At 70.7% G+C, this 22,915-nt stretch carries 21 protein-coding genes, 1 tRNA gene and 1 pseudogene; 11 read left to right on the plus strand and 12 right to left on the minus strand.

Annotation, left to right across the window (positions count from 1 at the left end; genetic code table 11):
• Positions 1 to 128 precede the first annotated feature (128 nt).
• On the plus strand, positions 129 to 1,112 hold the full coding sequence (locus LQ326_RS32040; protein WP_234542553.1) for an alpha/beta hydrolase: 984 nt from the start codon (positions 129 to 131) through the stop codon (positions 1,110 to 1,112).
• Positions 1,113 to 1,547: 435 nt separating this feature from the next.
• Positions 1,548 to 3,167, plus strand: coding sequence for a sucrose phosphorylase (gene gtfA, locus LQ326_RS32045; protein ID WP_234542554.1), 1,620 nt, complete (start codon positions 1,548 to 1,550; stop codon positions 3,165 to 3,167).
• A gap of 50 nt (positions 3,168 to 3,217) precedes the next feature.
• On the opposite strand, the gene LQ326_RS32050 is transcribed toward gtfA, so the two are convergent.
• Positions 3,218 to 3,291, minus strand: a tRNA-Thr gene (locus LQ326_RS32050).
• 233 nt (positions 3,292 to 3,524) lie between these two features.
• On the opposite strand from LQ326_RS32050, the gene LQ326_RS32055 reads away from it, so the two are divergent.
• The 3 genes from LQ326_RS32055 (at position 3,525) to LQ326_RS32065 (ending at position 6,171) form a co-directional block, all read left to right on the plus strand.
• The gene (locus tag LQ326_RS32055; RefSeq protein ID WP_234542555.1) at positions 3,525 to 4,661 is read left to right on the plus strand and encodes an ABC transporter ATP-binding protein; all 1,137 of its coding nucleotides are present in this window, start codon (positions 3,525 to 3,527) and stop codon (positions 4,659 to 4,661) included.
• Positions 4,662 to 4,884: 223 nt separating this feature from the next.
• A complete protein-coding gene (locus LQ326_RS32060) occupies positions 4,885 to 5,346 on the plus strand; it encodes a hypothetical protein (protein ID WP_234542556.1) in 462 nt (153 codons plus the stop codon).
• Positions 5,347 to 5,439: 93 nt separating this feature from the next.
• A complete protein-coding gene (locus LQ326_RS32065; RefSeq protein WP_234542557.1) occupies positions 5,440 to 6,171 on the plus strand; it encodes a nucleotidyltransferase family protein in 732 nt (243 codons plus the stop codon).
• Positions 6,172 to 6,570: 399 nt separating this feature from the next.
• Here the strand turns inward: LQ326_RS32065 and LQ326_RS32070 are convergent, their stop codons facing one another.
• From LQ326_RS32070 to LQ326_RS32095, 6 genes are all read right to left on the minus strand, one after another.
• Positions 6,571 to 8,259: a DoxX family protein gene (locus tag LQ326_RS32070; protein ID WP_234542558.1), complete on the minus strand. Its 1,689-nt coding sequence runs from the start codon at positions 8,257 to 8,259 to the stop codon at positions 6,571 to 6,573.
• Between the two features lie 117 nt (positions 8,260 to 8,376).
• Positions 8,377 to 9,318: a 23S rRNA (guanosine(2251)-2'-O)-methyltransferase RlmB gene (rlmB, locus tag LQ326_RS32075; protein WP_234542559.1), complete on the minus strand. Its 942-nt coding sequence runs from the start codon at positions 9,316 to 9,318 to the stop codon at positions 8,377 to 8,379.
• Between the two features lie 99 nt (positions 9,319 to 9,417).
• Positions 9,418 to 10,815, minus strand: a complete 1,398-nt coding sequence (gene cysS / locus LQ326_RS32080; protein ID WP_234542560.1) for a cysteine--tRNA ligase — start codon at positions 10,813 to 10,815, stop codon at positions 9,418 to 9,420.
• Positions 10,816 to 10,966: 151 nt separating this feature from the next.
• On the minus strand, positions 10,967 to 11,458 hold the full coding sequence (gene ispF / locus LQ326_RS32085; RefSeq protein ID WP_234542561.1) for a 2-C-methyl-D-erythritol 2,4-cyclodiphosphate synthase: 492 nt from the start codon (positions 11,456 to 11,458) through the stop codon (positions 10,967 to 10,969).
• Positions 11,448 to 12,200: a 2-C-methyl-D-erythritol 4-phosphate cytidylyltransferase gene (gene ispD / locus LQ326_RS32090; RefSeq protein ID WP_234542562.1), complete on the minus strand. Its 753-nt coding sequence runs from the start codon at positions 12,198 to 12,200 to the stop codon at positions 11,448 to 11,450. Before ispD ends, ispF begins: the two co-directional genes overlap by 11 nt.
• Positions 12,201 to 12,448: 248 nt before the next feature.
• On the minus strand, positions 12,449 to 12,931 hold the full coding sequence (locus LQ326_RS32095; RefSeq protein ID WP_003953493.1) for a CarD family transcriptional regulator: 483 nt from the start codon (positions 12,929 to 12,931) through the stop codon (positions 12,449 to 12,451).
• A 625-nt stretch (positions 12,932 to 13,556) separates the two neighbouring features.
• Between LQ326_RS32095 and LQ326_RS32100 the strand changes: the two genes are divergently transcribed.
• Positions 13,557 to 14,240 carry a copper chaperone PCu(A)C domain-containing protein gene (locus tag LQ326_RS32100; RefSeq protein WP_234542563.1) on the plus strand — a complete coding sequence of 228 codons (684 nt, stop codon included), beginning with the start codon at positions 13,557 to 13,559 and terminating at the stop codon, positions 14,238 to 14,240.
• Positions 14,241 to 14,519: 279 nt separating this feature from the next.
• Here LQ326_RS32100 and phoP read toward each other — a convergent pair whose 3' ends face one another.
• A complete protein-coding gene (gene phoP, locus LQ326_RS32105) occupies positions 14,520 to 15,191 on the minus strand; it encodes a two-component system response regulator PhoP (protein WP_018568744.1) in 672 nt (223 codons plus the stop codon).
• Positions 15,192 to 15,196: 5 nt separating this feature from the next.
• On the minus strand, positions 15,197 to 16,453 hold the full coding sequence (phoR, locus tag LQ326_RS32110; RefSeq protein ID WP_234542564.1) for a two-component system sensor histidine kinase PhoR: 1,257 nt from the start codon (positions 16,451 to 16,453) through the stop codon (positions 15,197 to 15,199).
• 221 nt (positions 16,454 to 16,674) lie between these two features.
• Between phoR and phoU the strand changes: the two genes are divergently transcribed.
• Together phoU and LQ326_RS32120 are read left to right on the plus strand one after the other, a co-directional pair.
• On the plus strand, positions 16,675 to 17,364 hold the full coding sequence (phoU, locus tag LQ326_RS32115; protein WP_181801023.1) for a phosphate signaling complex protein PhoU: 690 nt from the start codon (positions 16,675 to 16,677) through the stop codon (positions 17,362 to 17,364).
• Positions 17,365 to 17,512: 148 nt separating this feature from the next.
• Positions 17,513 to 17,668: a hypothetical protein gene (locus LQ326_RS32120; protein WP_234542565.1), complete on the plus strand. Its 156-nt coding sequence runs from the start codon at positions 17,513 to 17,515 to the stop codon at positions 17,666 to 17,668.
• Positions 17,669 to 17,788: 120 nt separating this feature from the next.
• Here the strand turns inward: LQ326_RS32120 and LQ326_RS32125 are convergent.
• Positions 17,789 to 18,203: pseudogene (locus tag LQ326_RS32125) on the minus strand (alpha/beta fold hydrolase); the annotation flags it as partial.
• A 69-nt stretch (positions 18,204 to 18,272) separates the two neighbouring features.
• Here LQ326_RS32125 and LQ326_RS32130 point away from each other — a divergent pair.
• From LQ326_RS32130 to LQ326_RS32140, 3 genes are all read left to right on the plus strand, one after another.
• A complete protein-coding gene (locus LQ326_RS32130; protein ID WP_234542566.1) occupies positions 18,273 to 19,574 on the plus strand; it encodes a lanthionine synthetase LanC family protein in 1,302 nt (433 codons plus the stop codon).
• Positions 19,575 to 19,768: 194 nt separating this feature from the next.
• Entirely contained in the window at positions 19,769 to 19,945 is a 177-nt protein-coding gene (locus LQ326_RS32135) for a hypothetical protein (protein WP_234542567.1), read from the plus strand.
• Positions 19,946 to 20,166: 221 nt separating this feature from the next.
• Positions 20,167 to 20,721 carry a DUF2231 domain-containing protein gene (locus LQ326_RS32140; RefSeq protein ID WP_234542568.1) on the plus strand — a complete coding sequence of 185 codons (555 nt, stop codon included), beginning with the start codon at positions 20,167 to 20,169 and terminating at the stop codon, positions 20,719 to 20,721.
• Between the two features lie 104 nt (positions 20,722 to 20,825).
• Here the strand turns inward: LQ326_RS32140 and LQ326_RS32145 are convergent, their stop codons facing one another.
• Together LQ326_RS32145 and LQ326_RS32150 are read right to left on the minus strand one after the other, a co-directional pair.
• Positions 20,826 to 21,830 (minus strand): ferritin family protein, encoded by a 1,005-nt coding sequence (locus tag LQ326_RS32145; protein WP_234542569.1) that lies wholly within the window; start codon positions 21,828 to 21,830, stop codon positions 20,826 to 20,828.
• Between the two features lie 435 nt (positions 21,831 to 22,265).
• Complete coding sequence (locus LQ326_RS32150; RefSeq protein WP_234542570.1) at positions 22,266 to 22,712, minus strand: transposase; 447 nt, start codon at positions 22,710 to 22,712, stop codon at positions 22,266 to 22,268.
• Between the last annotated feature and the right edge of the window lie 203 nt (positions 22,713 to 22,915).

Raw genomic sequence — 22,915 nt, forward strand, 5'->3', positions numbered from 1 at the left:
CGGCCCTCGCCCGTCCGCCGGCGCCGGCCCGCGCGCGACTGGCCCCGCCTGTCCGATCTCGCCCGCCCCTCACCCACCGGGCAGGGCCGGCGCACCGCACAACCACGTGAAAGGACCGCCCCTTGCCCATGTTCGACCGTGTGGACGCCTCCTCGAAGCAGGCGCTCCTCGCACTGCACCAAGAGCTTCCCGGCGGACTGAACCGTATCCCGGACCTGGCGCGGCGGCGCGAGATCGCCGCCTGCCTCGATCAGCGGCACCGCACGGCGTTCTCCGACCGCCTGTCCGTCGAGGACGTCACGATCACAGCCCCGGCAGGGCACGCCATCCCCCTGCGGCTCTACCGGCCACGTGCCCGCCGGCCCAGGATGCCGGTGATCTTCTTCATCCACGGCGGCGGAATGATCATGGGCACCCTGGACGGCGGCGACACCGTGGCCGGCCGCCTCGGCCTGGCATGCGGTGCCCTCGTCGTGTCGGTCGGCTACCGGCTCGCACCCGAGCACCCCTACCCCGCCGGCCTCGACGACTGCGTGGCCGCGCTCGCGTGGGCCACGGCCAACGCCGAATCCCTGGGCGCCGATCCGCACCGCGTCGTCGTCTTCGGCGGCAGCGCGGGCGGCGGTCTGGCTCTGGCCACGGCTCTACGCTGCCGTGACGCAGCCGGCCCACAGGTCCTTCTGGTGATGGCCCCCTACCCCATGATCGATCACACTTCCGCGAGTGACAGCGCCCGCCGCCTTCCCGACCTGGGTGTCTGGGACCGCTCGAACAACATCGAGGCGTGGCGTTGGTATCTCGGCGACCGGCCCGCCGACGGCTGCGCCTCGCCGGCACACGCGCAGCAACTCGCCGGTCTTCCTCCCGTGTTCATCGACGTCGGCAGCGAGGACATCTTCCTCGACGAGTCCGTGACCTTCAGCCTGCGCCTGGCCGCCGCCGGGGTCCTGACCGAACTGCACGTGTATCCGGGCGCTTACCACGCCAGCGAGGAACTCGCGCCGGACGCGCCTCTGTCGCGCACGATCTGGGCGGCCCGCGTCGCCGCCCTGCGCCGCGCCCTCGGCGAGGGTTCGGCGCCTTTGCCGGGGAGTTGCTCGTCATCGCCGTGACCGACCACGAGCGCAGGGCCCATGGCATCACTCGCACCGGAAGGGCCAGCGGTCCTCGACTGCACGAGGCAACCGCGACGGGCGGCAGCCGCGGCCACACCGAGTGCGGGGGGCACTCCCGCAACCCGCCCTGCCCCGCGCCCTTTCCCCGCCTCACCCGGGGCAGCTCCACGGTGCCGACGAGCCCCCTCCACCGGCCCGCGACGACACGGCCGGAGCGGCGATCGCCCCCGGCACCGGTCCCCTGAACAGCACACCGCCGCAGAACGCGGCCGAGCCGCAGGCGTCACCGCTGCGCGCCGGCGGCGTACCGGTTCCTCCGCCGGACCGAGACCGCCGGGCCCACCCGCGCCTGCTCACCGATGTCGTGTGCGAGCCGTCCCACCCGGACCTGAACCAGTGGCCGCCCCCAGTACCAGCTGAAAGGCAGACCCCATGACCAGCGCAGGCCCCGCGACCCCGGACGCCTGGTCCGCAATGGGCCCCCAGCTCATCACTTACGCGGACCGCTTCGGCGGCTCCCTGCAAGGGGTACGTCACTTGATGGACGGCCCGTTCCAGGGCGCCTTCGCCGGGCTCCACATCCTTCCTTTCTTCGTTCCCTACGACGGCGCCGACGCGGGCTTCGACCCCGTCGACCACACGAGCGTCGACTCCCGCCTGGGCGACTGGCAGGACATCACCGATCTGGCCGCGCGTCACACGGTGATGGCGGATGCCATCGTCAACCACGTATCGGCCCGGTCGGAAGCATTCCGTGATGTCGTCGAGCGCGGCGAGGATTCCGACTGGGCACCGATGTTCCTCACGTATGACGCGGTTTTCCCCGACGGTGCCACCGAAGAGGACCTGACACGCATCTACCGGCCGCGGCCCGGACTGCCGTTCACCCCCATGACTCTGGGAGGAAGGCAGAGGCTGGTGTGGACCACGTTCACGCCCGAACAGATAGACCTCAACGCCGCGCACCCACTGGGAGAGGCGTACCTGGCCCGGGTGCTGTCCTCCCTCACATCCGCCGGCGTGCGGATGGTGCGTCTGGACGCCGCCGGCTACGTCGGCAAAAGGGCCGGCACGGACTGCTTCATGACCGACGAGGCATACGCCGTCATGGACCGCCTGTCGTCCTCGGCCCACGAGCAGGGCGCACACATCCTCGTCGAGGTGCACGGCCACCACACACAGCAGATCGAGATCGCACGCCGGGTGGATCTCGTGTACGACTTCGCCCTGCCCCCTCTGGTCCTGCACACCCTCATGACGGGGGACACCGGACCGCTTGCCGCGTGGCTGCGGATCCGTCCGGAGAACGCGGTGACCGTACTCGACACGCACGACGGCATCGGCGTCATCGACATCGGCCCCTCCCCGCTCGCACCCGGCAGACCCGGCCTCCTGTCCGCCGAGCAGATCGACAACCTGGTCGAGACCATCCACGCCAACAGCGGAGGATCGAGCCGACTGGCAACCGGTGCCGCCGCCTCGAACCTCGACCTGTACCAGGTCAACTGCACCTTCTACGACGCGCTCGGCCAGAACGACCGGGCCTATCTGCTGGCCCGTCTGCTGCAGCTCTTCGTCCCGGGCATCCCCCAGATCTACTACGTCGGCCTCATGGCCGGCAGCAACGATCTCGACCTGCTCAGCCGCACCGGGGTGGGCCGGGACGTCAACCGCCACCACTACACGGCCCACGAAGTGGAAGAAGCGCTGAAGCGGCCAGTGGTGAGCACTCTGCTGGACGTGCTGCGCGCCAGGAACGGCCACCCCGCCTTCGCCGGGAACTTCACCTGCACCACGGACGGGCCCGTCATGGTTCTGCGATGGGACTCCGAGAACGGGGCCACCGCCCATCTGCAGGCCGACGTCAGCGCCATGACGTTCCGCGCCCGCTTCTCACGCCGGGGCGACGGTGACAACGGACTGGACATCACGGAAGCGTCGCTCGGCACCGGTCAGGGCAGTGGCACGGCTGTCACATCAACCGGCAGGGGCCACCCCGCGACCAGCACCGGCTGCCAAGCGGGAGCCGACGCCGCGGGGCCGCGAACGTAGTCGAAACCACGAGGTCACGGGCCCAGCGGGCGGGTCGCCTGTGTCGTCGGAGCCCCCTGTCGGATTCGAACCGACGACCTACGCATTACAAGTGCGTTGCTCTGGCCAGCTGAGCTAAGGAGGCCTGCACGCGCGCGTGGCGCTGACGTGCCAGTGCAGTGTACCCACGTCCCGGACGGGGCCTGTCGAAAATTTCCGTGAAGTTCACAGGGCTCCAGGTACTGACATACCGGGTGAACGACAGGTACCGTCCTGATCCAGTTCACTCGGGTGGTCTACCCGAGTGCACTACACGAACCACCTTCCTACAACGGATCGTCCGGCACGTTCCTGCCGGTAGAAGGGGGCCTCTGAGCCATGGCCACTGTCACGTTCGACAAGGCGACCCGGATCTACCCGGGCTCCACCAAGCCCGCCGTCGACGGCCTCGACATCGCGATCGAGGACGGCGAGTTCCTCGTCCTGGTCGGCCCGTCGGGTTGCGGAAAGTCCACCTCGCTGCGGATGCTCGCGGGCCTGGAGGACGTCAACGCCGGCGCCATCCGCATCGGTGACCGCGACGTCACGCACCTGCCGCCCAAGGACCGGGACATCGCCATGGTGTTCCAGAACTACGCCCTCTACCCGCACATGACGGTCGCCGACAACATGGGCTTCGCGCTCAAGATCGCCGGCGTCAACAAGGCGGAGATCCGGCAGAAGGTCGAGGAGGCCGCGAAGATCCTCGACCTCACCGAGTACCTGGACCGCAAGCCGAAGGCGCTCTCCGGTGGTCAGCGCCAGCGTGTCGCGATGGGCCGCGCCATCGTCCGTGAGCCGCAGGTCTTCCTCATGGACGAGCCGCTGTCCAACCTGGACGCCAAGCTCCGTGTCTCGACCCGTACCCAGATCGCGTCGCTGCAGCGCCGTCTCGGCATCACCACCGTCTACGTCACCCACGACCAGGTCGAGGCCATGACGATGGGCGACCGGGTCGCGGTCCTCAAGGACGGTCTGCTCCAGCAGGTCGACTCGCCGCGCAACATGTACGACCGTCCGGCCAACCTCTTCGTCGCCGGCTTCATCGGCTCCCCCGCCATGAACCTGGTCGAGGTCCCGATCACCGACGGCGGAGTGAAGTTCGGCAACAGCGTGGTGCCGGTCAACCGTGAGGCCCTGCAGGCCGCCGCCGACAAGGGCGACCGCACGGTGACCGTCGGCGTCCGTCCCGAGCACTTCGACATCGTCGAGCACAACGGCGAGGCCGCCTCCGCCCTCACCAAGGACACCGAGGACGCGCCGGCCGGTCTCGCGGTCTCCGTGAACGTCGTCGAGGAGCTCGGCGCCGACGGCTACGTCTACGGCAGCGCCAAGGTCGGCGACGACCTCAAGGACCTGGTCGTCCGCGTCAGCGGCCGCGCGGTCCCGGAGAAGGGCGCCACGCTGCACGTCGTGCCGCGGCCGGGCGAGACCCACGTGTTCTCGACGTCCACGGGCGAGCGTCTCTCCGACTGAGCGATCAAGCAGAGAAACCTCCGACCAGGGTGAATTCACCCAGGTTGCCGGAAAGGGCCCCGTGACCTGCTGCGGGGCCCTTTCCGTTACCCGGTTCACCCCGGCAAGCGGGTGGTTTTCGAGCACCGTGCGTCAACCTCGTACCCGAAACACGGAGCTTTTCCGTCCCCCGAACCGGTGACTAAATGTCGCCAAATCATCACCACGCGCTACCCTCACACGCGTGAAGCACTCCACCACCCCTCAGACGCGACGCGGCCACCGGGGCGGCCCTGCCCGCCGGATCGGCCACACTCTCGCCCTCGTTCTGCCCGTCGTCCTGGTGCTCTCCGGGACCCTCGCGGTCACCCGCGTCGACTGGACCGGATCCCCGCGGAGCTCGGTGCTCACCGCGACCGACGTGTCCGACGCGCACGTCTCCTCCAAGGCCCTCTCCCAGGCCCCGCAGGACGTGCTGCGTGACCAGTTGATGACCGAGCTCCAGGACAAGAACCCCGGCCAGGTCCTCACCCACCTCCAGCAGGCGGTGAACGGCCACCCGTCGCTGGCGCGGCACTGCACGTCCATCGCCCGCGCACTGGGCCGGGCCGCGGTCCGCATCTACGGCGCCTCGCGCGCCCAGTCGTACGCCCGCCCGGTCTGCGACACGTCCTTCGCGTCCGGTGTGCTGGCCGCGCACAGTTAGCAAGCTCTAACGCCGGTTGGGAAGTGGGTAACGGCTCCTTAAGGGGCCCCCGCGGCTGGAAGCCGACCACGGGGCGCGTCGTACAGTTCGGGCATGACCCATCCGAACGCCGCGTTGCGCCCCACTCAAGCCGTGGTCCTGGCCGGTGGCCAGGGCTCACGGCTTCGTCCGTACACCGACGACCGGCCCAAGCCGATGGTCGAGATCCCGGGTACGGGCACGCCGATCATCGGCCACCAGTTGACCTGGCTCGCCGAGGAGGGCGTCACGGACGTGGTGATCTCCTGCGGCCATCTCGCCGAGGTCCTGCAGAAGTGGCTGGCGACGGCCGACCTGCCGCTGTCCGTCACGACGGTGGTGGAGACCGAGCCGCTCGGGCGGGGCGGCGGCCTCAAGTACGCGGCCGCGCATCTCCCGCACACCGACCGGTCCTGGTACGCCACGAACGGCGACATCTGGACGCGGTTCTCGCTGCGCGACATGGCCGACTTCCACACGGAGCGGGACGCGGTGGCGACGCTGGCGCTGGCACGGCCACGGATCCCCTGGGGCGCCGTGAAGACGGACGGCTTCGGTCACATCACGGACTTCATCGAGGCACCGCCGTCCACGTTCGAGATCAACGCGGGTGTCTACGTCTTCTCTCCCGGGTTCGCCGCGATGCTGCCCGAGCGTGGGGACCACGAACGGACCACGTTCCCGCACCTGGCCCGGAGCCGGCAGCTGGCCGGGTTCCCGATTCCGCAGGGGGCGTACTGGCGGGCGATCGACACGGCGAAGGATCTGTCCGAGGCCGCGAAGGAACTGGCCTCGCTGGGGCGGTAGGCCGAAGGGGGGCGGGGCGACCGGTTCGCCGACTGCGAGCGGGTGAGGCCGCCGCGCCCCTAGCGGGGGGACCGACCGTCGTCCACCACCGGTGCGTGGAGCCTGGGCGCGCAGTTCCCCGCGCCCCTTCGGGCGCGGCAGACCACCGCCATCCGCATCGGTACCCCACGCCCCTACGAGGAAGGGCGGACCACCGTCGTCCACCACCGGTGCGTGGAACCTGAGCACGCAGTTCCCCGCGCCCCTTCGGGCGCGGCAGACCACCGCCATCCGCATCGGTACCCCACGCCCCTACGAGGGAGGGCGGACCACCGTCGTCCACCACCGGTGCAAAGGGGCGCCGGTGTGGTGATGGGCCCCGCGCCGTAAGGTGCGGGGCCCGTCGCCGTGTGGGGGCTGTCAGCCGAGTAGGCCGCCTACCAGGCCCGGCTGGCCCGAGGAGGTGGCGCCGCCGCCGGTGCTGCCGGTGTGGGTGCCGGTGCCGCCGGTCGTCGAGGAGGTGCCGCCGCCGGTCGCGGTGCCGCCCGAGGTGGGGCCCGCTGTGGTCTGTGCGGGGGCGGTGTGCTGGGGCGGGGCCTGGCCGGTGGTGCCCTGGGTCTCGCTGGGGGCGGTGGTGGCGCCGCTCGTGCTGTGGTCGGCACCCGGGGTGGTCGCCGACTGCGAGGGGCTCCCCGTGGCGCCCCCGGAGGGAGCCGTGGAGGCCGAGGGGGCCTGGTGGCGGGGCTCGGCCGACTCGCCGGGCAGCGGGTCGCCGGGGAGGTTGTTGCGGGGCGCCTCGCCGGGGCCTGGGACGACCACGCGGCTGGAGTCGCGGACCGCGCCGCCCAGGAGCGAGCCGACGAGAAGGGTCAGGCCGACGGTGACGGCCGTGATCAGGGCACCCCGGCGGAGCACGTAGGCGCGCAGGTCCCAGATGTCGGAACGGGGGCCGAGGCGTCGCCAGGCGCTGCCCGCGAGGCGGCCGTCCACGGAGTAGACGGGGGCGCCGGCGGTGATCAGCGGCGACCAGGCGGCGAGGTAGATGATGTCGGGGGCGTCGTACGCCGGGACGGTCTTCCAGCTGACGGTGACGATGAGCGCGGCGGAGAGCAGCGCGCCGACGACCGCGGCGACCCGCTGCCAGCAGCCGAGGACGGTCAGGACGCCGACGATCACCTGGAGGAAGGCGATCACCAGACCGGAGCCGACCGGGTGCTGGAGCGCGAACTGACGCAGCGGCTCGGCCACTTCCCAGGGGTGCAGGGTGTTGAGCCACTTGACCATGGAGCCGCGCTTGCCGCCGTCGAAGTAGACGGGGTCGCAGAGCTTGCCCATGCCGGCGTAGACGGAGATGAAGCCGAGGAAGATGCGCAGGGGGAGGAGAACCATGCCCAGGTTCATCCGGCGGCCCGGGTAGTAGGCGTGCCGGGCCGGGTCGCCGTCGCCGGACCGCCGGGCCCGCCGCGGTTCCTCGAAGTCCTCGAACTCGTCGTCGGCGTGGGCCGGTTCGTCGTAGCCCGGGCCGTCGTAGAGCGGGTCGCCGTAGGTCAGGTCGTCGTAGGCGCTGCCCACCGCCGGCATGGTCGGAAGCAGCCGGTTCTCGCCGGAGGCCGGGGAGCGCGGGTGGCCGACCATCGGCGTCTCGACGGTCTGTCCGACGGCGTCGTAGCCGTCGTCGACGCGTGGGATGACCTGGGTCGCACCGACCGGTTCGGCGGCCTCCTCGGTGTGCCGGACGCTGCCGCCCCGGACGGCCTGGAGCAGCCGGTGCGCGCCGGTGTCGTCGGGCGCGGACCTGCCGCTCCAGACGACCGGGCGGCGACGGCCGGGCGCCGCCCCCGCTCTGCCCGCCGTGCCGACGACCGGGATGCGCGCGGTGTCCTCGGTGGCGCTCATGTGCCGTGCGACCCGGGGGGATTGGGTACGCCGTGTCGATACGCCCAGCTGCACGCGGAAGCTCGCGTTGTTGACGACGACCTGCGCCGGATCGCTCGGCACCTTCACCATGCTCAGCGCGGGAGCGTCGTCGGGCCCGGAAGTGAATCCGGAGCGGAATCCCGACAAGCGGTCCCCCGTGGGTGTGCGGGGTGTTCTGGTGTCCACACACATCTAACCGAGTGACGTGGAGTTAGGACACTGCCTCGACCGCCCGGATGTGTCCGGACCCCGTCAAGGATGTCCTGGACGCCGGAATTACTCCGTGCGGGTGCGGTCACGGACGTCTGTTCAGCTCCGCTGCCGAGCCGCCTCGTACAGCACGATCCCCGCGGCCACACCCGCGTTGAGCGACTCGGCACCACCCGGCATCGGGATCCGGACCCGGAAGTCACAGGTTTCGCCGACCAGCCGGGACAGGCCCTTGCCCTCGCTGCCGACGACGATGACGAGGGGTCCGCCGAGGGCCGCCAGGTCACCGATCTCGTGCTCGCCGTCCGCGGCGAGGCCGACGACCACGATGCCGGCCTTCTTGTACGACTCCAGGGCCCGGGTCAGGTTCGTGGCGCGGGCGACGGGCGTACGGGCCGCCGTACCGGCCGACGTCTTCCAGGCACCGGCGGTCATGCCGGCCGCGCGCCGCTCGGGGACGACCACGCCGTGGCCGCCGAAGGCGGAGACCGAGCGGACGACCGCGCCCAGGTTGCGCGGGTCGGTGACCCCGTCCAGGGCGACGATCAGCGGGTCCTCGCCCTCGTCGTAGGCCGCCTCGGCCAGGTCCTCGGGGTGCGCGTACTCGTACGGCGGGACCTGGAGGACCAGGCCCTGGTGGTTGAGGCCGTTCGTCATGCGGTCCAGCTCGGGGCGCGGCGCCTCCATGAGGTTGATGCCGCCGCGCTCGGCCGCGAGCTGCAACGCCTCACGGACCCGCTCGTCGTTGTCGATGAACTGCTGGACGTAGAGGGTGGAGGCCGGCACGCCCTCGCGCAGCGCCTCGACCACCGGGTTACGGCCGACGACCATCTCGGACGTGCCCTTGCCGCCCCGGCCGCGGGCCACCGGACGGCGCTGGGCCTGCTTGGCCTTGACCGTGGCGATGCGGTTCTTCTTGTGTCCCTTGCGCATCTCGGCGGGCGGGGTCGGCCCCTTGCCCTCCAGGCCCCGGCGCCGCTGGCCGCCACTGCCGACCTGCGCGCCCTTCTTGCCGGACATGCGGCGGTTGTTGGCTGCCATGAGTTACCCGTCTCCGTGAGCTTCGTTTCGTACGTACGTCTTATGCAGTGTGCCGCCCGGGGGGCCGGGCGGCACAGTCGATCTTGCTGGCTGGGAGCGCTAGGCCTTGAGGGTCCAGCGCGGGCCGGACGGGCTGTCCTCGATCGCGAGGCCGGACCGGCCCAGCTGGTCGCGGATGGCGTCGGCGGTCGCCCAGTCCTTGCGGGCGCGGGCGGACTCGCGCTGGTCGAGGACGAGGCGTACGAGGGTGTCGACCACGGCGTGCAGGTCCTCGCCCTTCTCGGCCCCGCCGGACCAGTGCGCGTCCAGCGGGTCGAGGCCGAGGACGCCGAGCATGGCGCGGACCTCGGCGAGGCGGGCGACGGCCGCTTCCTTGTCGTCGGCGGCGAGGGCGGAGTTGCCCTGGCGGACGGTGGTGTGCACGATCGCGAGCGCCTGCGGGACGCCCAGGTCGTCGTCCATCGCCTCGGCGAAGGCGGGCGGAACCTCGGGCGAGGGCTCGACGGTTCCCCCGGCCAGCTCCACCACGCGCTGCACGAACCCGTCGATCCGCGCGAACGCGGCCTCGGCCTCGCGCAGCGACTCCTCGCTGTACTCGATCATCGAGCGGTAGTGCGGGGTGCCGAGGTAGTAGCGCAGCACGATCGGGCGCCAGTGTTTGACCATCTCGGAGACGAGCACCGAGTTCCCGAGGGACTTCGACATCTTCTCGCCGCTCATGGTGACCCAGGCGTTGTGCACCCAGTACCGGGCGAAGTCGTCGCCGAACGCCTTGGCCTGGGCGATCTCGTTCTCGTGGTGCGGGAAGATCAGGTCGAGGCCGCCGCCGTGGATGTCGAAGGCCTCGCCGAGGTACTTGTGGGCCATCGCCGAGCACTCCAGGTGCCAGCCGGGCCGGCCGCGCCCCCACGGCGTCTCCCAGCTGGGCTCGCCCGGCTTCGCGGACTTCCACAGCGCGAAGTCCCGCTGGTCCCGCTTGCCGGTCTCGCCCTCGCCCTCGGGCTGGCGGAGGTTGTCCAGCTCCTGGTTGGAGAGCTGGAGGTAGTCCGGGTAGGAGCGCACGTCGAAGTAGACGTTGCCGTCGGCCTCGTAGGCGTGTCCGCGCTCGATGAGCCCGCGCATCATCTCGATCATCTCCGGCACGTGTCCCGTCGCGCGGGGCTCGTACGTCGGCGGGAGGCAGCCGAGCGCGGTGTAGCCGTCGTTGAACGCGCGCTCGTTCTCGTAGCCGATCGCCCACCAGGGGCGGCCCTGGTCGGCGGACTTGGTGATGATCTTGTCGTCGATGTCCGTGACGTTCCGGACGAACGTCACCTGGTAGCCGCGGTATTCGAACCAGCGGCGCATGATGTCGAAGTTCAGGCCCGAGCGGATGTGCCCGATGTGGGGGGCCGCCTGCACGGTGGCACCACACAGGTAGATCGAGACACAGCCCGGGATGAGCGGGGTGAAGTCACGGATCTGCCGGGCGTTGGTGTCGTACAGGCGAATGGTCACGGGACCTAGGGTAGTGGGCCGAGGGTGGTGGATGGCACCGGTATGCGGAGCGCCGTCGCCGTGTGCGGGTGCGCCGTGGCTCGTCACGCGATTCCCCGCGCCCCCCGGGCGGCGCGTCCACTCACCTCTGTTCACCTCTGGTCACCTATGTTCAGCTCTGTTGAACGACCAACGCCGTCGCGATGGCCATAAGACCTTCGCCTCTGCCCGGAAAACCCAGGCCGTCCGTCGTGGCCCCCGAAACGGAAACCGGAGCCCCCGCCGCGTCGGAAAGGATCTTCTCGGCCTCGTCGCGGCGCTTTCCGATCTTCGGGCGTGGGCCCACGACCTGTACGGCGACATTCCCGATCAGGAATCCCGCGGCCCGGACGATCCGGGCCGCCTCCGTCAGCAGGGTCACCCCGGACGCGCCCGACCATTCCGGCCGCCCCGTACCGAAGTGCTGCCCCAGGTCGCCCAGCCCCGCCGCGGAGAACAACGCGTTGCACGCCGCGTGCGCGACGACGTCCGCGTCCGAGTGGCCGGCCAGCCCCGGGCCCTCGCCCTCCCACTTCAGGCCCGCGCACCACAGGTCGCGGCCCTCCTCGAAGGCGTGGATGTCGGTGCCGACGCCCACCCGGGGCAGGATCACCTCAGAAGCCATCGTTGAGCCTCCTGCGGGCCAGGACCGCCTCCGCGAGGACCAGGTCGAGGGGCCGGGTGACCTTGAAGGCCTCCTCGTGGCCGGGGACGACCACGACCTGTTCGCCGAGCCGCTCGACCATGCCGGCGTCGTCGGTGACGTCGCCGGTGACCGTCTCGTGGGCGCGGACCAGCGTCCCGCGGTCGAAGCCCTGGGGCGTCTGGACGGCGCGCAGGCGGGCGCGCTCGGGAGTGGCCAGCACCGGCTCGGGGTCGCCGGGGACGGCGGCCGGCTCGACCTCCTTGACCGTGTCGGCGAGCGGGAGGGCGGGGACGACCGCCGGGGCGCCGTCGCGGACCGCCTGGATCACCGCGTCGACCGTGTCGACGGGGACCAGGGGTCGGGCCGCGTCGTGGACCAGGACGATGTCGTAGTCGGGGGGCAGCGCGTCGAGGCCGAGGCGGACCGACTCCTGGCGGGACTCGCCGCCGGGGACGACGACGAAGTCGGTGCGGTCGGGAAGCGCGTGAACGTCGAGGAGGGACTTGACCTCGGCCGCGCCGTCGGGCGGGGCCACGACGACGACCAGGGAGACCGCGCGGGAGGCGGCGAGGGCGCGCACGGCGTGGATGAGCATGGGCGTGCCGTTCAGCGTGCGCAGCGCCTTGGGAGCGCCCGGACCGAGCCGTACGCCCCGGCCGGCGGCGGGAATCACGGCTGCCGTGCGCAGTTCCGTACGCGAAGGACGCGAATCGTCAGACATCGGTTCCTGTCAGGTTTGTGTGCGGGCCTGGCGTGGGTATGGCCTGGGAAGTGCCGGGCGCGACGCCTTGACCGGACCCTTCCGTGACACTGGTCGAGCCAGCAGCCCGGGCCCGGCACGCCTAGTATCGGGGGTTCACCAAGGGCGTACGCAAACATGCCGCAGCGCCCGGCGACAGAAAGTGTCATCGGGCACCGCGGCAGTTCGGGTGTGCGGAGTTCAGCGTGCTGAGCTGGACTGCGTCTGCGTCAGGACGCGAGGACCTCGTCGAGCAGGGCCTCGGCCTTGTCCTCGTTCGTGTTCTCCGCGAGGGCGAGCTCGCTCACCAGGATCTGGCGGGCCTTGGCGAGCATCCGCTTCTCACCTGCGGAGAGTCCGCGCTCGCGCTCACGACGCCACAGGTCACGCACGACTTCCGCGACCTTGATGACATCGCCGGAGGCGAGCTTCTCCAGGTTTGCCTTGTAACGACGGGACCAGTTCGTGGGCTCCTCGGCGTACGGCGCGCGCAGCACCTCGAAGACCCGGTCCAGCCCGTCCTGACCGACCACATCGCGCACGCCGACGAACTCCGCATTGTCCGCTGGCACACGTACCGTCAGGTCACCCTGGGCGACCTTCAGCACCAAGTAGGTCTTGTCCACGCCTTTGATCTGGCGAGTTTCGATGGCCTCGATCAGCGCGGCCCCGTGATGGGGATAGACCACGGTGTCGCCAACCTTGAACGTCATGTGACAGGTACCCCTTCCGTGGCTATCCAGGGTAACACGGAAACCGGCGGTTCTGAATGGCGTTTTCGCAGGTCAGGGCATATCTCGGGGCTTGACAACAGCAACAGGAACGTGCTTCGCGGGCCGCCCGGAAGCAGGTATTCGCAGGTGGGAGCGGCTCTCCGGGCGAGGCGAAACGCGCACGTTACACACATCCGGAGGCTCGCCCGGGTGGCCGAACGTCCACATATGTCCGGTTGCAAGCGTACGACTTCCGCTACTCCGTTCGGTTGCCGGAGCCGGATCCCGGACGTTTCCGGAATTGATCACGGGGCCGACTGAACGGTACGCGAAGCCGCACCTGAAGCAGTGTGTGATCAATTTTCCCGGCGGTCGCGCATTCCTTCACGGAAATTTTTCGCGCGGTGTTGCGGGCGGGTTATGTGAATGCCGGGGGAGCCTCGCTCCAAAGTGGCCGAAGGGGCACTCGTGGATGCCCGTGGGTACCCCTGCTTGAGGGAAGCGAGGGGCTTGGGGAGGGTCGGGTGCGGCGGCCGGGGAACGGCTCGGTAACCTAAGTCCGCTGACAGACACTTAGGGCGGCTTTACAGGGGGCCGCCCGCGCGTTCAAGGAGTTGCCGCCGCCGTGAGCAGCAGCCTTCGACGCGGCGCCCTCGCCGCGGCCACCATCGCCTTCTCCGTCGCCGCGCTCGCCGCCTGCGGCGCCGGCAACGACTCCCAGACGCTGCAGATCAAGCCGGACAACGCGGCGACGAGTGCCGGCGCCATCAAGATCCAGAACGCGATCGTGATCACCCAGCCCGACCTCACGTCGACCGGGCCGGCCGCGATCGCCGCGACGATCTTCAACACCGGCACCGTGCCGGAGACGCTGCAGTCGATCGTCGTCGCCGGCACCGGCAAGACCGCCGAACTGCACGCCACCAAGTCCCAGCCGCTGACCATCCAGGCGGGCGGCCGGCTGATCCTGGGCGGCCAGGGCAACGCCTCCGCAGTGCTGGCCAGCAGCCGCGAGGCGGTCCGCGACGGCAACGCGCAGAAGATCACGTTCACCTTCAGCAAGACCGGTGACGTGAGCCTGCGCGCGTTCGTCGTGCCGGCCGAGAGCTACTTCACGGGCTGGGGCCCGAGCGCGGTGCCGTCGGCCCCGGCCTCGCCCTCCGTGTCCGCTTCCTCGTCGGCCGCCGGCTCCCCGGCCGCCGGGTCCACGGCGAGCCAGAGCGCCAAGCCGGGCAAGAAGAACAAGGGGTCGGCGAGCGCCTCGGCGACATCGACCGACTCGGCCTCGGCATCGGCGAACGCGGGCTGAGCGGTCGTACCGGCGACGCGAGAAGGGCGGTACCCCCGAGGGGGCCGCCCTTCGTCATACGGCCGTCTTGGTTCACGGCCGTCTTCTTTCACGGCCGCCCTTCGTCATACGGCCGTCTTCGTCATACGGCCGTCTTCGTCATACGGCCGTGCGGTCGCGGCCGGGGCCTGTCCGGCCGCCGTACGGTGGTCCGGCCCTGGGGGCGACGACCGCGGCACAGCCGCGGTACGGCCGGCACACCACACGTCGGCCGTACCGCCGTAAGCCCAGACCGCCGGCTTACGGCTCGAACTTGTACCCGAGACCGCGGACCGTCACCAGGTAGCGCGGCGCGCCCGGGTCCGGCTCGATCTTGGCGCGGAGGCGCTTGACGTGGACGTCGAGCGTCTTGGTGTCGCCGACGTAGTCGGCACCCCAGACGCGGTCGATGAGCTGCATGCGGGTGAGGACGCGGCCGGCGTTGCGCAGGAGCATCTCCAGGAGGTCGAACTCCTTGAGGGGGAGGTCGACCTTGGAGCCGGAGACCGTCACCACGTGGCGGTCGACGTCCATGCGGACCGGGCCCGCTTCGAGGGCGGCCGGGGTGACCTCCTCCGGCTCGCCGCGACGGCGCAGGACGGCCCGGATACGGGCTACCAGCTCGCGGGAGGAGAAGGGCTTGGTGACGTAGTCATCGGCTCCTATTTCGAGTCCGACAACCTTGTCGATCTCGCTGTCCTTGGCCGTCACCATGATGACGGGGACGTTGGACCGGCCGCGCAGCTGGCGGCAGACCTCGGTGCCGGGCAGCCCCGGCAGCATCAGGTCGAGGAGGACGAGGTCGGCGCCGTTGCGCTCGAACTCGTCGAGTCCGTCGGGGCCCGTGGCCGCCACGGCGACCTCGAAGCCCTCTTTGCGGAGCATGTACGACAGGGCGTCGGAGAAGGACTCCTCGTCCTCGACGACGAGCACTCGGGTCACGGAAGGACCTCCGGGGCGGGAAGCGGTTCGTACGGGGATGACTCGGTGGTACCGGCCTCGTCGTCGAGGTCGGGGTCGGGGTGCTGCGACGCGCGGTCGCGGGCCACGCCCGCCTCCGGCAGCCTGAGGGTGAACGTGGAGCCCTGGTTCTCGGCGCTCCACACCGTGACCTCCCCGCCGTGCGAGGCGACCACGTGCTTGACGATGGCGAGACCGAGACCGGTGCCACCGGTGGCCCGCGAGCGGGCCGGGTCGACGCGGTAGAAGCGCTCGAAGATGCGCTCCTTGTCCTTGTCGGAGATGCCGATGCCCTGGTCGGTCACGGCAAGCTCGATCATGTCGCCGCCCGGCATGCCGATCCGGCGGGCGGCTATCCCCACCCGGGTGCGGGCCGGGGAGTAGTTCACGGCGTTCTCGACGAGGTTGCCGAGAGCGGCGGCCAGCTGGCCGCGGTGGCCCCAGACACGCAGGTCGGCGGTGCCGCCGGCGGCCATGGTGATCTGCTTGGCGCCGGCCTGGTGCCGGCACCGGTCGATCGCCTCGGCGACCAGCTCGTCCACCCGGACCGGCTCCGCGTCCTCCAGCGGATCGTCGTTCTGCACTCTCGACAGATCGATCAGCTCCTGGACCAGGTTGGTCAGGCGCGTGGCCTCGATCTGCATGCGACCGGCGAAGCGCTGCACGGCCTCCGGGTCGTCCGAGGCGTCCATGACGGCCTCGGAGAGCAGGGAGAGCGCGCCGACCGGGGTCTTCAGCTCGTGGCTGACATTCGCCACGAAGTCACGGCGTACCGCCTCGATGCGGCGGGCCTCGGTGAGGTCCTCGACGAGGAGCAGCACGAGCCGGGAGCCGAGGGGCGCCACCCGGGCGGAGACGGCCAGGGCCTCGCCCCGCCCGGTCCCCCGCCTCGGGAGGTCCAGCTCGACCTGCCGTATCTCGCCGTCGCGCCGGGTGTCCCGGGCCATCCCGAGCATCGGCTCGATGGCGAGTTTGCCGCCGCGCACGAGTCCGAGGGCGTACGCCGCCGAGCTCGCCTTGACCACCGCGTCGGCCTCGTCGAGGACGACCGCGGAGGAGCGCAGCACGCTCAGTACGGTGTCCACGCCCGGGGGCAGCACGGGGTCGGTCGGCACAGAAGTCCTGGTCGGTCGCTTCTGGTCGCGTTCGCTCCAGCGGAACGCCAGCATGGCGATGACACCGGTAAGAACCCCGGCGATCGCTGCCGCTGCGGCGACCGCCGCGTTCACGTCCATGCAAACAGGTTAAGCAGGGCGTACGACATCCCCACAGCCCGCGAGGTGTCAGCTCGAACACTCGTCGCCCAGAGTTCACCTTGGAGCCAGTATTGGTTCATTTGGGGTGGCAGAAACAGTCGCGTTGAGACCGGAACGTGGAAGCGTGGGGGTTCGCAGCTGCTTTCGGCCACGGGCCCCGGCCCACGGAGCCCCGGGAACACACGTAGGAGAGGGAACCCATGCGGGACGCGTACCACGAGGAACTCGACTCGATCGGCGACAGCCTGGTCGACATGGCCCGGCTGGTCGGATCGGCGATCGGGCGCGCCACGACGGCGATCCTCGACGCCGACCTCAAGCTCGCCGAGAGCGTCATCGAGGCCGACCAGAAGGTGGACGAGCTCCACCACGACCTGGAGGCGCGCGCGATAGCCCTGCTCGCGCGCCAGCAGCCGGTGGCGACCGACCTGCGGATCGTCGTCACCTCGCTGCGCATGTCCGCCGACCTGGAGCGCTCCGGCGACCTGGCCCAGCACGTGGCGAAGCTGGCCCGGCTCCGCTACCCGGCGAACGCCATCCCCCACGACCTGCACGCGACCGTCCTGGAGATGGGGCAGCTCGCGCAGCGCCTGATGGCCAAGGCCGCCGAGGTGATCATCACCAAGGACGTCGACCTGGCCCTGCAGCTGGAGCAGGACGACGACGAGATGGACCTGCTGCACCGCACGATCTTCCAGCACCTGCTGGACGACCGCTGGAAGCACGGCATCGAGACCGCCGTCGACGTGACCCTCCTCGGCCGCTACTACGAGCGGTACGCCGACCACGCGGTCGCCGTCGCCAAGCGCGTCGTCTTCCTGGTCACCGGCGAGCACGCGGACGAGCTGCAGCCCGACATCCAGCCGGTGACGGGCGCCGAGGGGGCGTAACCGCCCGGCCGGGCGGGGCACGCGGGGTGCGAAACGGGCGCGGGGCACCACAGTGCGCCGCCGTGCGCCGTTGATGCGCCCGGAGCAACGGGCATGGAATGGACAAGGCCCTACCTCTAGGGCATTCAGGGACCTCCGGGAGGGATCCATGGCCGAATCCCCCAGCACCACGCCCGACCCTACGCAGGAGCGCGACAGCGACCAACCCGCCGAGATCAAGAACCTCCTGGTCATCGGCGCCTGCGGCTGCGGTTCGGGCTGCGGCTGCGGCTGCCAGTCGGGCAGCCCCTGCCAGTGCGGCTGACCGAACGCCTCAGCACTTCAGGCACGACGAAGGGCCCCCGACTCCGGTCGGGGGCCCTTCGTCGTGCCGGTGCGGGGCGACTCCGCTGTCGATCTGGTGAAGTGACATTCGGGGCGACGTTCAGAGCCACGTGCAGAGCCACGTGCAGAGCGACGTTCGGGTGGCGGGCAGCCCGGCGAGCCAGTCGGCGAGCAGCCGGTTGACCTCGTCGGGCCGTTCCTGCTGGATCCAGTGCCCACAGCCGTCTAGGAGGCGGGAGGAGACCAGACCCGGGAGGGTGACCGGGTACGCCGCGACGGCGTCGGCCGGCCAGGTCGTGGCGGCATCGAGACCGCCGCCGACGAACAGGGACGGCTGGGTGATCGGGGCGCCGTCGTAGGCGGCGAGATCCTCCCAGTCGCGGTCCATGTGCCGGTACCGGTTGAGCGCCCCGGTCAGTCCGGTGCGCTCGAATTTCCTCCGCGTACACGTCGAGGTCCCGCTCCCCGAGCCACCCGGGCAGCCGGCCGACGGGGAACCGCTCCCGCAGAGTCCCCCACGAGAGGCCGGTCCCTATTTGCCGGTTCGGCAAACGGGGACCGGCAGGGCCTGCGAGAATGGACCCATGCGAGGAGCCCCGGGAGCGGTCGACGAGGTCGAGGAACTCGCGGTGGAGGGGCTGCGCTGGTTGACCGGGGTGGCGCGCGGGACGGCCGGGGGCGGTCTCGCCTGGGCTACGCGGCCTTCGGACGACAGCCTCAACCCGGCCTTCTACAGCGGTACGGCCGGGATCGTCCCCGTACTCCTGGAGGCGTGGCGGCACTTCGGCGACGACTCCCACGCCGACGCCGCCCTGCGCGCGGCCCGCAGCCTCGCGGACCTTGTCGACGGCGTCGACGACGACTCCCTCTGCTTCGGCCGTACCGGAATGGCGCTCGCCCTGCGGACCGTGCACGAGGAACTCGGCGACCCGGCCGCCGGCGCCGCCGCCGACCGCGCGCTGCGCCTCGTGCGGGCACGCTTCGACGGCACCCGCTGGGGCGAACTGTTCGAGCTGATGGGCGGGAACGCGGGAATCGGCCTCGGCGCACTGCTGTCCGGCGACCCCGAACTGGCCGTCCTCGCCCTGGAGCCCTATCTCCGCACGGCGGAGCAGACTCCGGCCGGCGTCCACTGGCCCCACCGCACGGGTGTCGAGGCCCGTCTGCACCACATTTCGCACGGCACGCTCGGCATCGTCCTCGCGCTGGCCCGCGTCGGCGACGCCACCGGCCGGGCGGATCTGGTCGAACTGGCCCTGGCCGGTGCCGCGGACGTCGTCGCGCGCGACGAAGCGGGGCCGGAGGGCTTCCTGGTGCGGCACTCCACCCCTCAGTTCCGCCCCGAACTGATCGAGCCGTTCAGCTACGGCTGGTGCCACGGCCCGACCGGGGACGCACAAGTCTTCCGGCTGTTGCGTGACATCACCGCCGACCCCGCCTGGGCCGCCCTCGCCGACCGCTGCTGGCACACGGTCACCCACTCCGGCCTGCCCCAGCGGCTGCGCCCCGGCTTCTGGGACAACAACGGCCGCTGCTGCGGTACCGCGGGCGTCCTCGCCCTGGCCTGCGACCGGATCGGCGAGCAGGGCGAGCAACAGGACACGTACGACTTCGCCCACGTCCTCGTCACGGACCTCGCCGCCCGCGCGATCCGCGACGGCGAGGGCGCCCGCTGGTCCAACGTCGAACACCGGGCCACCCCCACCGACCTCGAACCACAGACCGGCTGGGCCATGGGCAACGCGGGCATCGTCCGCGAACTCCTGCGCTTCGTACGCGTGGACGGCCACAGCCACGACGCCGGTCACGGCGACGTCCACGGCTTCGACTTCGGCTTCGACTTCGGGCAACCCGTCGGGCAGCGCCGGCAACCGCCCCTGAACTGACCGCCCGCGCACACTCCTGCTCCGCCTCGCGGATCGGTACGCTTCCGCAGGAGGCGGGAATGTTCAGTGCGGTGGCTTTCGGCGCTGGTGGTGCCCTCTGGCTCGCGCTCGGCATGTGAGCCGTCCGGCGGCAACGCCGCAGGCAGGCCGGCACCGTCGCCGGGTGGGCCGCACTGGCCCTCGGCACGGCGCAGTTGATCCACGCGGCAGGCTCCCTGACCGGCGACCGCCAGCCGCTCGGCCTCGTCCTCGCCACCTGCTGCGCGGTACTCAGCATCGTCGGCTCCCTCCTGGCGGCCCGCGACCGGGTCACGTACCGCAACGGTCCGGCCAGCCGGAAGCGCCGGAAACTCCCGCCGATCCGCCCATGACGGGTCGCGAGCGCTGAGAGGCCGACGCCGTATCGCCGCCAGCCGCCGACCGCCGACCGCCGACCGCCGACCGCCGACCTAGGCTGCCGCACCGCATTCGGTACTCCATACGCGCGCGCATCCCTGCGCGCGAACGACGGCCGCCCCACAATGTCCGAAACAGCAGATTTTGGGATGTTGGCGCCGCACTCGCGTGCCACCCGCGTGCCTGAGGAGCTTCCGTGGATGTCGGGCTGATCAACGGCCTTCCCGGCCACCCCCTCTTCGTTCACAGCTCTGTGGTGCTCGTCCCGCTGACAGCGTTGGCACTTCTCGTCTGTGTGCTGTGGCCGTCGGCAGCGCGTCGGCTCAGCTGGGTGCTGCCCGCACTGGGGCTGGTCACCCTGGTTCTGGTGGTGCTGACCACCGAATCCGGCGAGTGGCTGGAGGAGCGAGTACAGGAGACCGCGCTGGTGGAAGAGCACGCCGAGATGGGATCTGAACTTACTCCGTGGGTCATCGCCCTGTTCGTGCTGACGGTCGCCGTCTGGCTGCTCGGCCGTGTCGGCTCTCGATGGGATCGTGATGGCGGCGGTGCTGCCGGGAGCTCCACGGAGGGCGGGGCCTCGGTTACGGCTCGGCGGGCCGCTTCCGTTCCGGTACGGGTCGCAGTGCTGGTGCTCGCCCTGGTCGTGGCCGTTGGCGCAGCCGTTGAGGTGTACCGGATCGGGGACTCGGGCGCCAAGGCGGTCTGGCACGGCCGCTTCTCGACAACCGGGGCCGGCGGCGGGGGGTGACGCGCCAGAAGGTGCGTCACCGTCAGCTCGGGCACCGCCCGCGAAGCCCGACCGGCCGGACGTTCCCGCCTTGTGTCCGACCGGTCGCGCGGCTCAGCCAGGCGTCACCGCAGCTGGTTGAGTGCCTGCTGGAACGCGGCCGCGTGGGTGGCCTCGTCGGCTGCCGTGTTGCGGAAGTAGCGGGCGGCGGCGCTGTCGCCGACGGCGGTGGCCCGCTTGGCAAATCCCGGATACACGGTGGACACCTCGCCGCGCTCGCCGGTGATGGCCGTGCGCAGGTTCGTCTTCGTCGTGCGGACCAGGCCGGCCAGGACCGCTTCGCCGGCGAAGTGCTCGTGCAGCTCGACCCCCGCGGTGCCCTCGAACAGGCGGGCCAGGGCAGCGTTGCCGGTCTGCCTGGCGTGGGCGGCGTAGAGCAGGTACTTGGCGTTGGCGAGTGCCTCGCCGTGCATGGCGGTGTCGAGGTTGGCCTTGGTGCGGGCGGCCTTCACCTTGGGCAGTCCGGCGGGCACCGGCACCGTTTTGGCCATCGGTGGTGCCGGGATGGCGCCGCGGCCGGTGGTCAGGACCGTGAGCGCGGTGCGGTAGGCGTTTCGGTGGCGGCCCTCGTCCGCGGCGATCTCGGTGAACAGATCGGCGGCCTTCAGGTCTCCGTCCTTGCGGGCCTGTTCGGCGAAGCCGCGGTACATGACCTGGTGCTCGTAGCTTTCGCCGTTGATGGACTGGCGCAGGTTGGCCGCGTTCGTGCCGACGGTGCCGGCCAGGGCCGCGGCCTCGCGCAGGTGCTCGTTCAGCTCGGTCTGTGCCGTGGAGCGAAAGAGCGCACCCACAGCCTGGCCGGCCTTGTTGATGACGAGCTTGCCGCCGGACGACCAGGTCCGGCCGTCGGCCTGGACGGCGAAGAGGCTGTACGAGGCGTTCGCGTACGCCTCACCCTTCATGGCAGCGGCCAGGTCGGAGAGGGTCTGCGTGCGCAGAGCCCGGGCAGGGGTGCTCGTCGTCCGGGCCTGATCGGCCGGCACGGCAAGGACCACGGCCGTGGCCGCCTGGGACGCGGCGGTCAGCGCGCACAGGCTCACCAGAAGCGTGCGCATCGAGTGGCGGAACATGCGTCCTCCTTTCGGGGGCACCTCTGGGGTGCAAGCACCCCCACCTCATGTCACCCGCACCCGTCCACCGCTGCCCCCTCACGCAACCCATTCGGGTGAGCACGCACAGTGACACCCCTGCCCTGCTGCGAGAAGCGCCCCCGCACCGCGCCGTATGCGGGGTCGGGGGCGTGATCACGCGACCTACTTCTTCTTGCCCTGAGTCTGGCGGGCCCGTTCTTTTCCCCTGGTCAGCAGGCCGCGCATCCCAACTGACCTGCGGCTGAGCGGTTGTTCTTGGTCGTTGTTGGTCGTCCTCGGAGGGCCCAGAGTGGGCCCAGCGTGGACCCGTCTCCGTCGTAACCGAGTCATCACGAGGAGAGCAGGAAGGACCGCCCTGTCTGTAAGTACTTGTTTTGGGGTCTGGCCCAAGTTGTGTGGACCGGTGACGGAGTTTCACGCGAGGAGAACACGCTTTCGAAGGAGCGGGAATCCGGCGCGGTCGAACATCTGCCGTTTGAGCGTCTTGATCCGGTTGACTGTTCCTTCGACGGGTCCGGAGTTCCAGTCGGTGGTCAGCCCGGCGGTCACCGCGTCGAAGTCGCTTTCCAGCCCCGGCGCGAAGGTGCTGACTCCGGGCAGGCCCGACGTCACAGCCTCGGTGATCCACTCGGGGAGGCGCAGTCCGTCGAGTGTGGTGAGCATTTCCGCGAACGAGCTGGTCAGTTCTGCGGCGGACGCCATTTCCGGGCAGCGGTCGAGTACCGCCTTGCGGTGCAGTTTCTCCTCCTTGGTCAGGGTGGCCGGGTGCCGGGTGAGCCAGCCGGTCACCTGCCGTACCGACAGCGGTGGCGGGGCCGGGACGAAGCCTTCCCGCTGGGGCAGGTCGCGGTTCTGGTCCACTTCTTGTGGTGTGGTGACGGGTTGTCAGGAGGTAGGGGCGTGATGGTTCACCGCCGCGGCGACAGGCCACGGTGCCCGAAGCTTCGCAGTGGTCTCCCGGGGGGGATGGGGAGCAGGGCTGGGCGCATCGGACCCGTGTTTTGAGGGGGAGTGCGTGGTCGTTGTGGTCGCTGCGGCCCGGGCAGAGTGCCGGGGCCGCAGTG

The organism is Streptomyces shenzhenensis, from assembly GCF_021462265.1.
GTDB classification, from domain to species: domain Bacteria; phylum Actinomycetota; class Actinomycetes; order Streptomycetales; family Streptomycetaceae; genus Streptomyces; species Streptomyces shenzhenensis.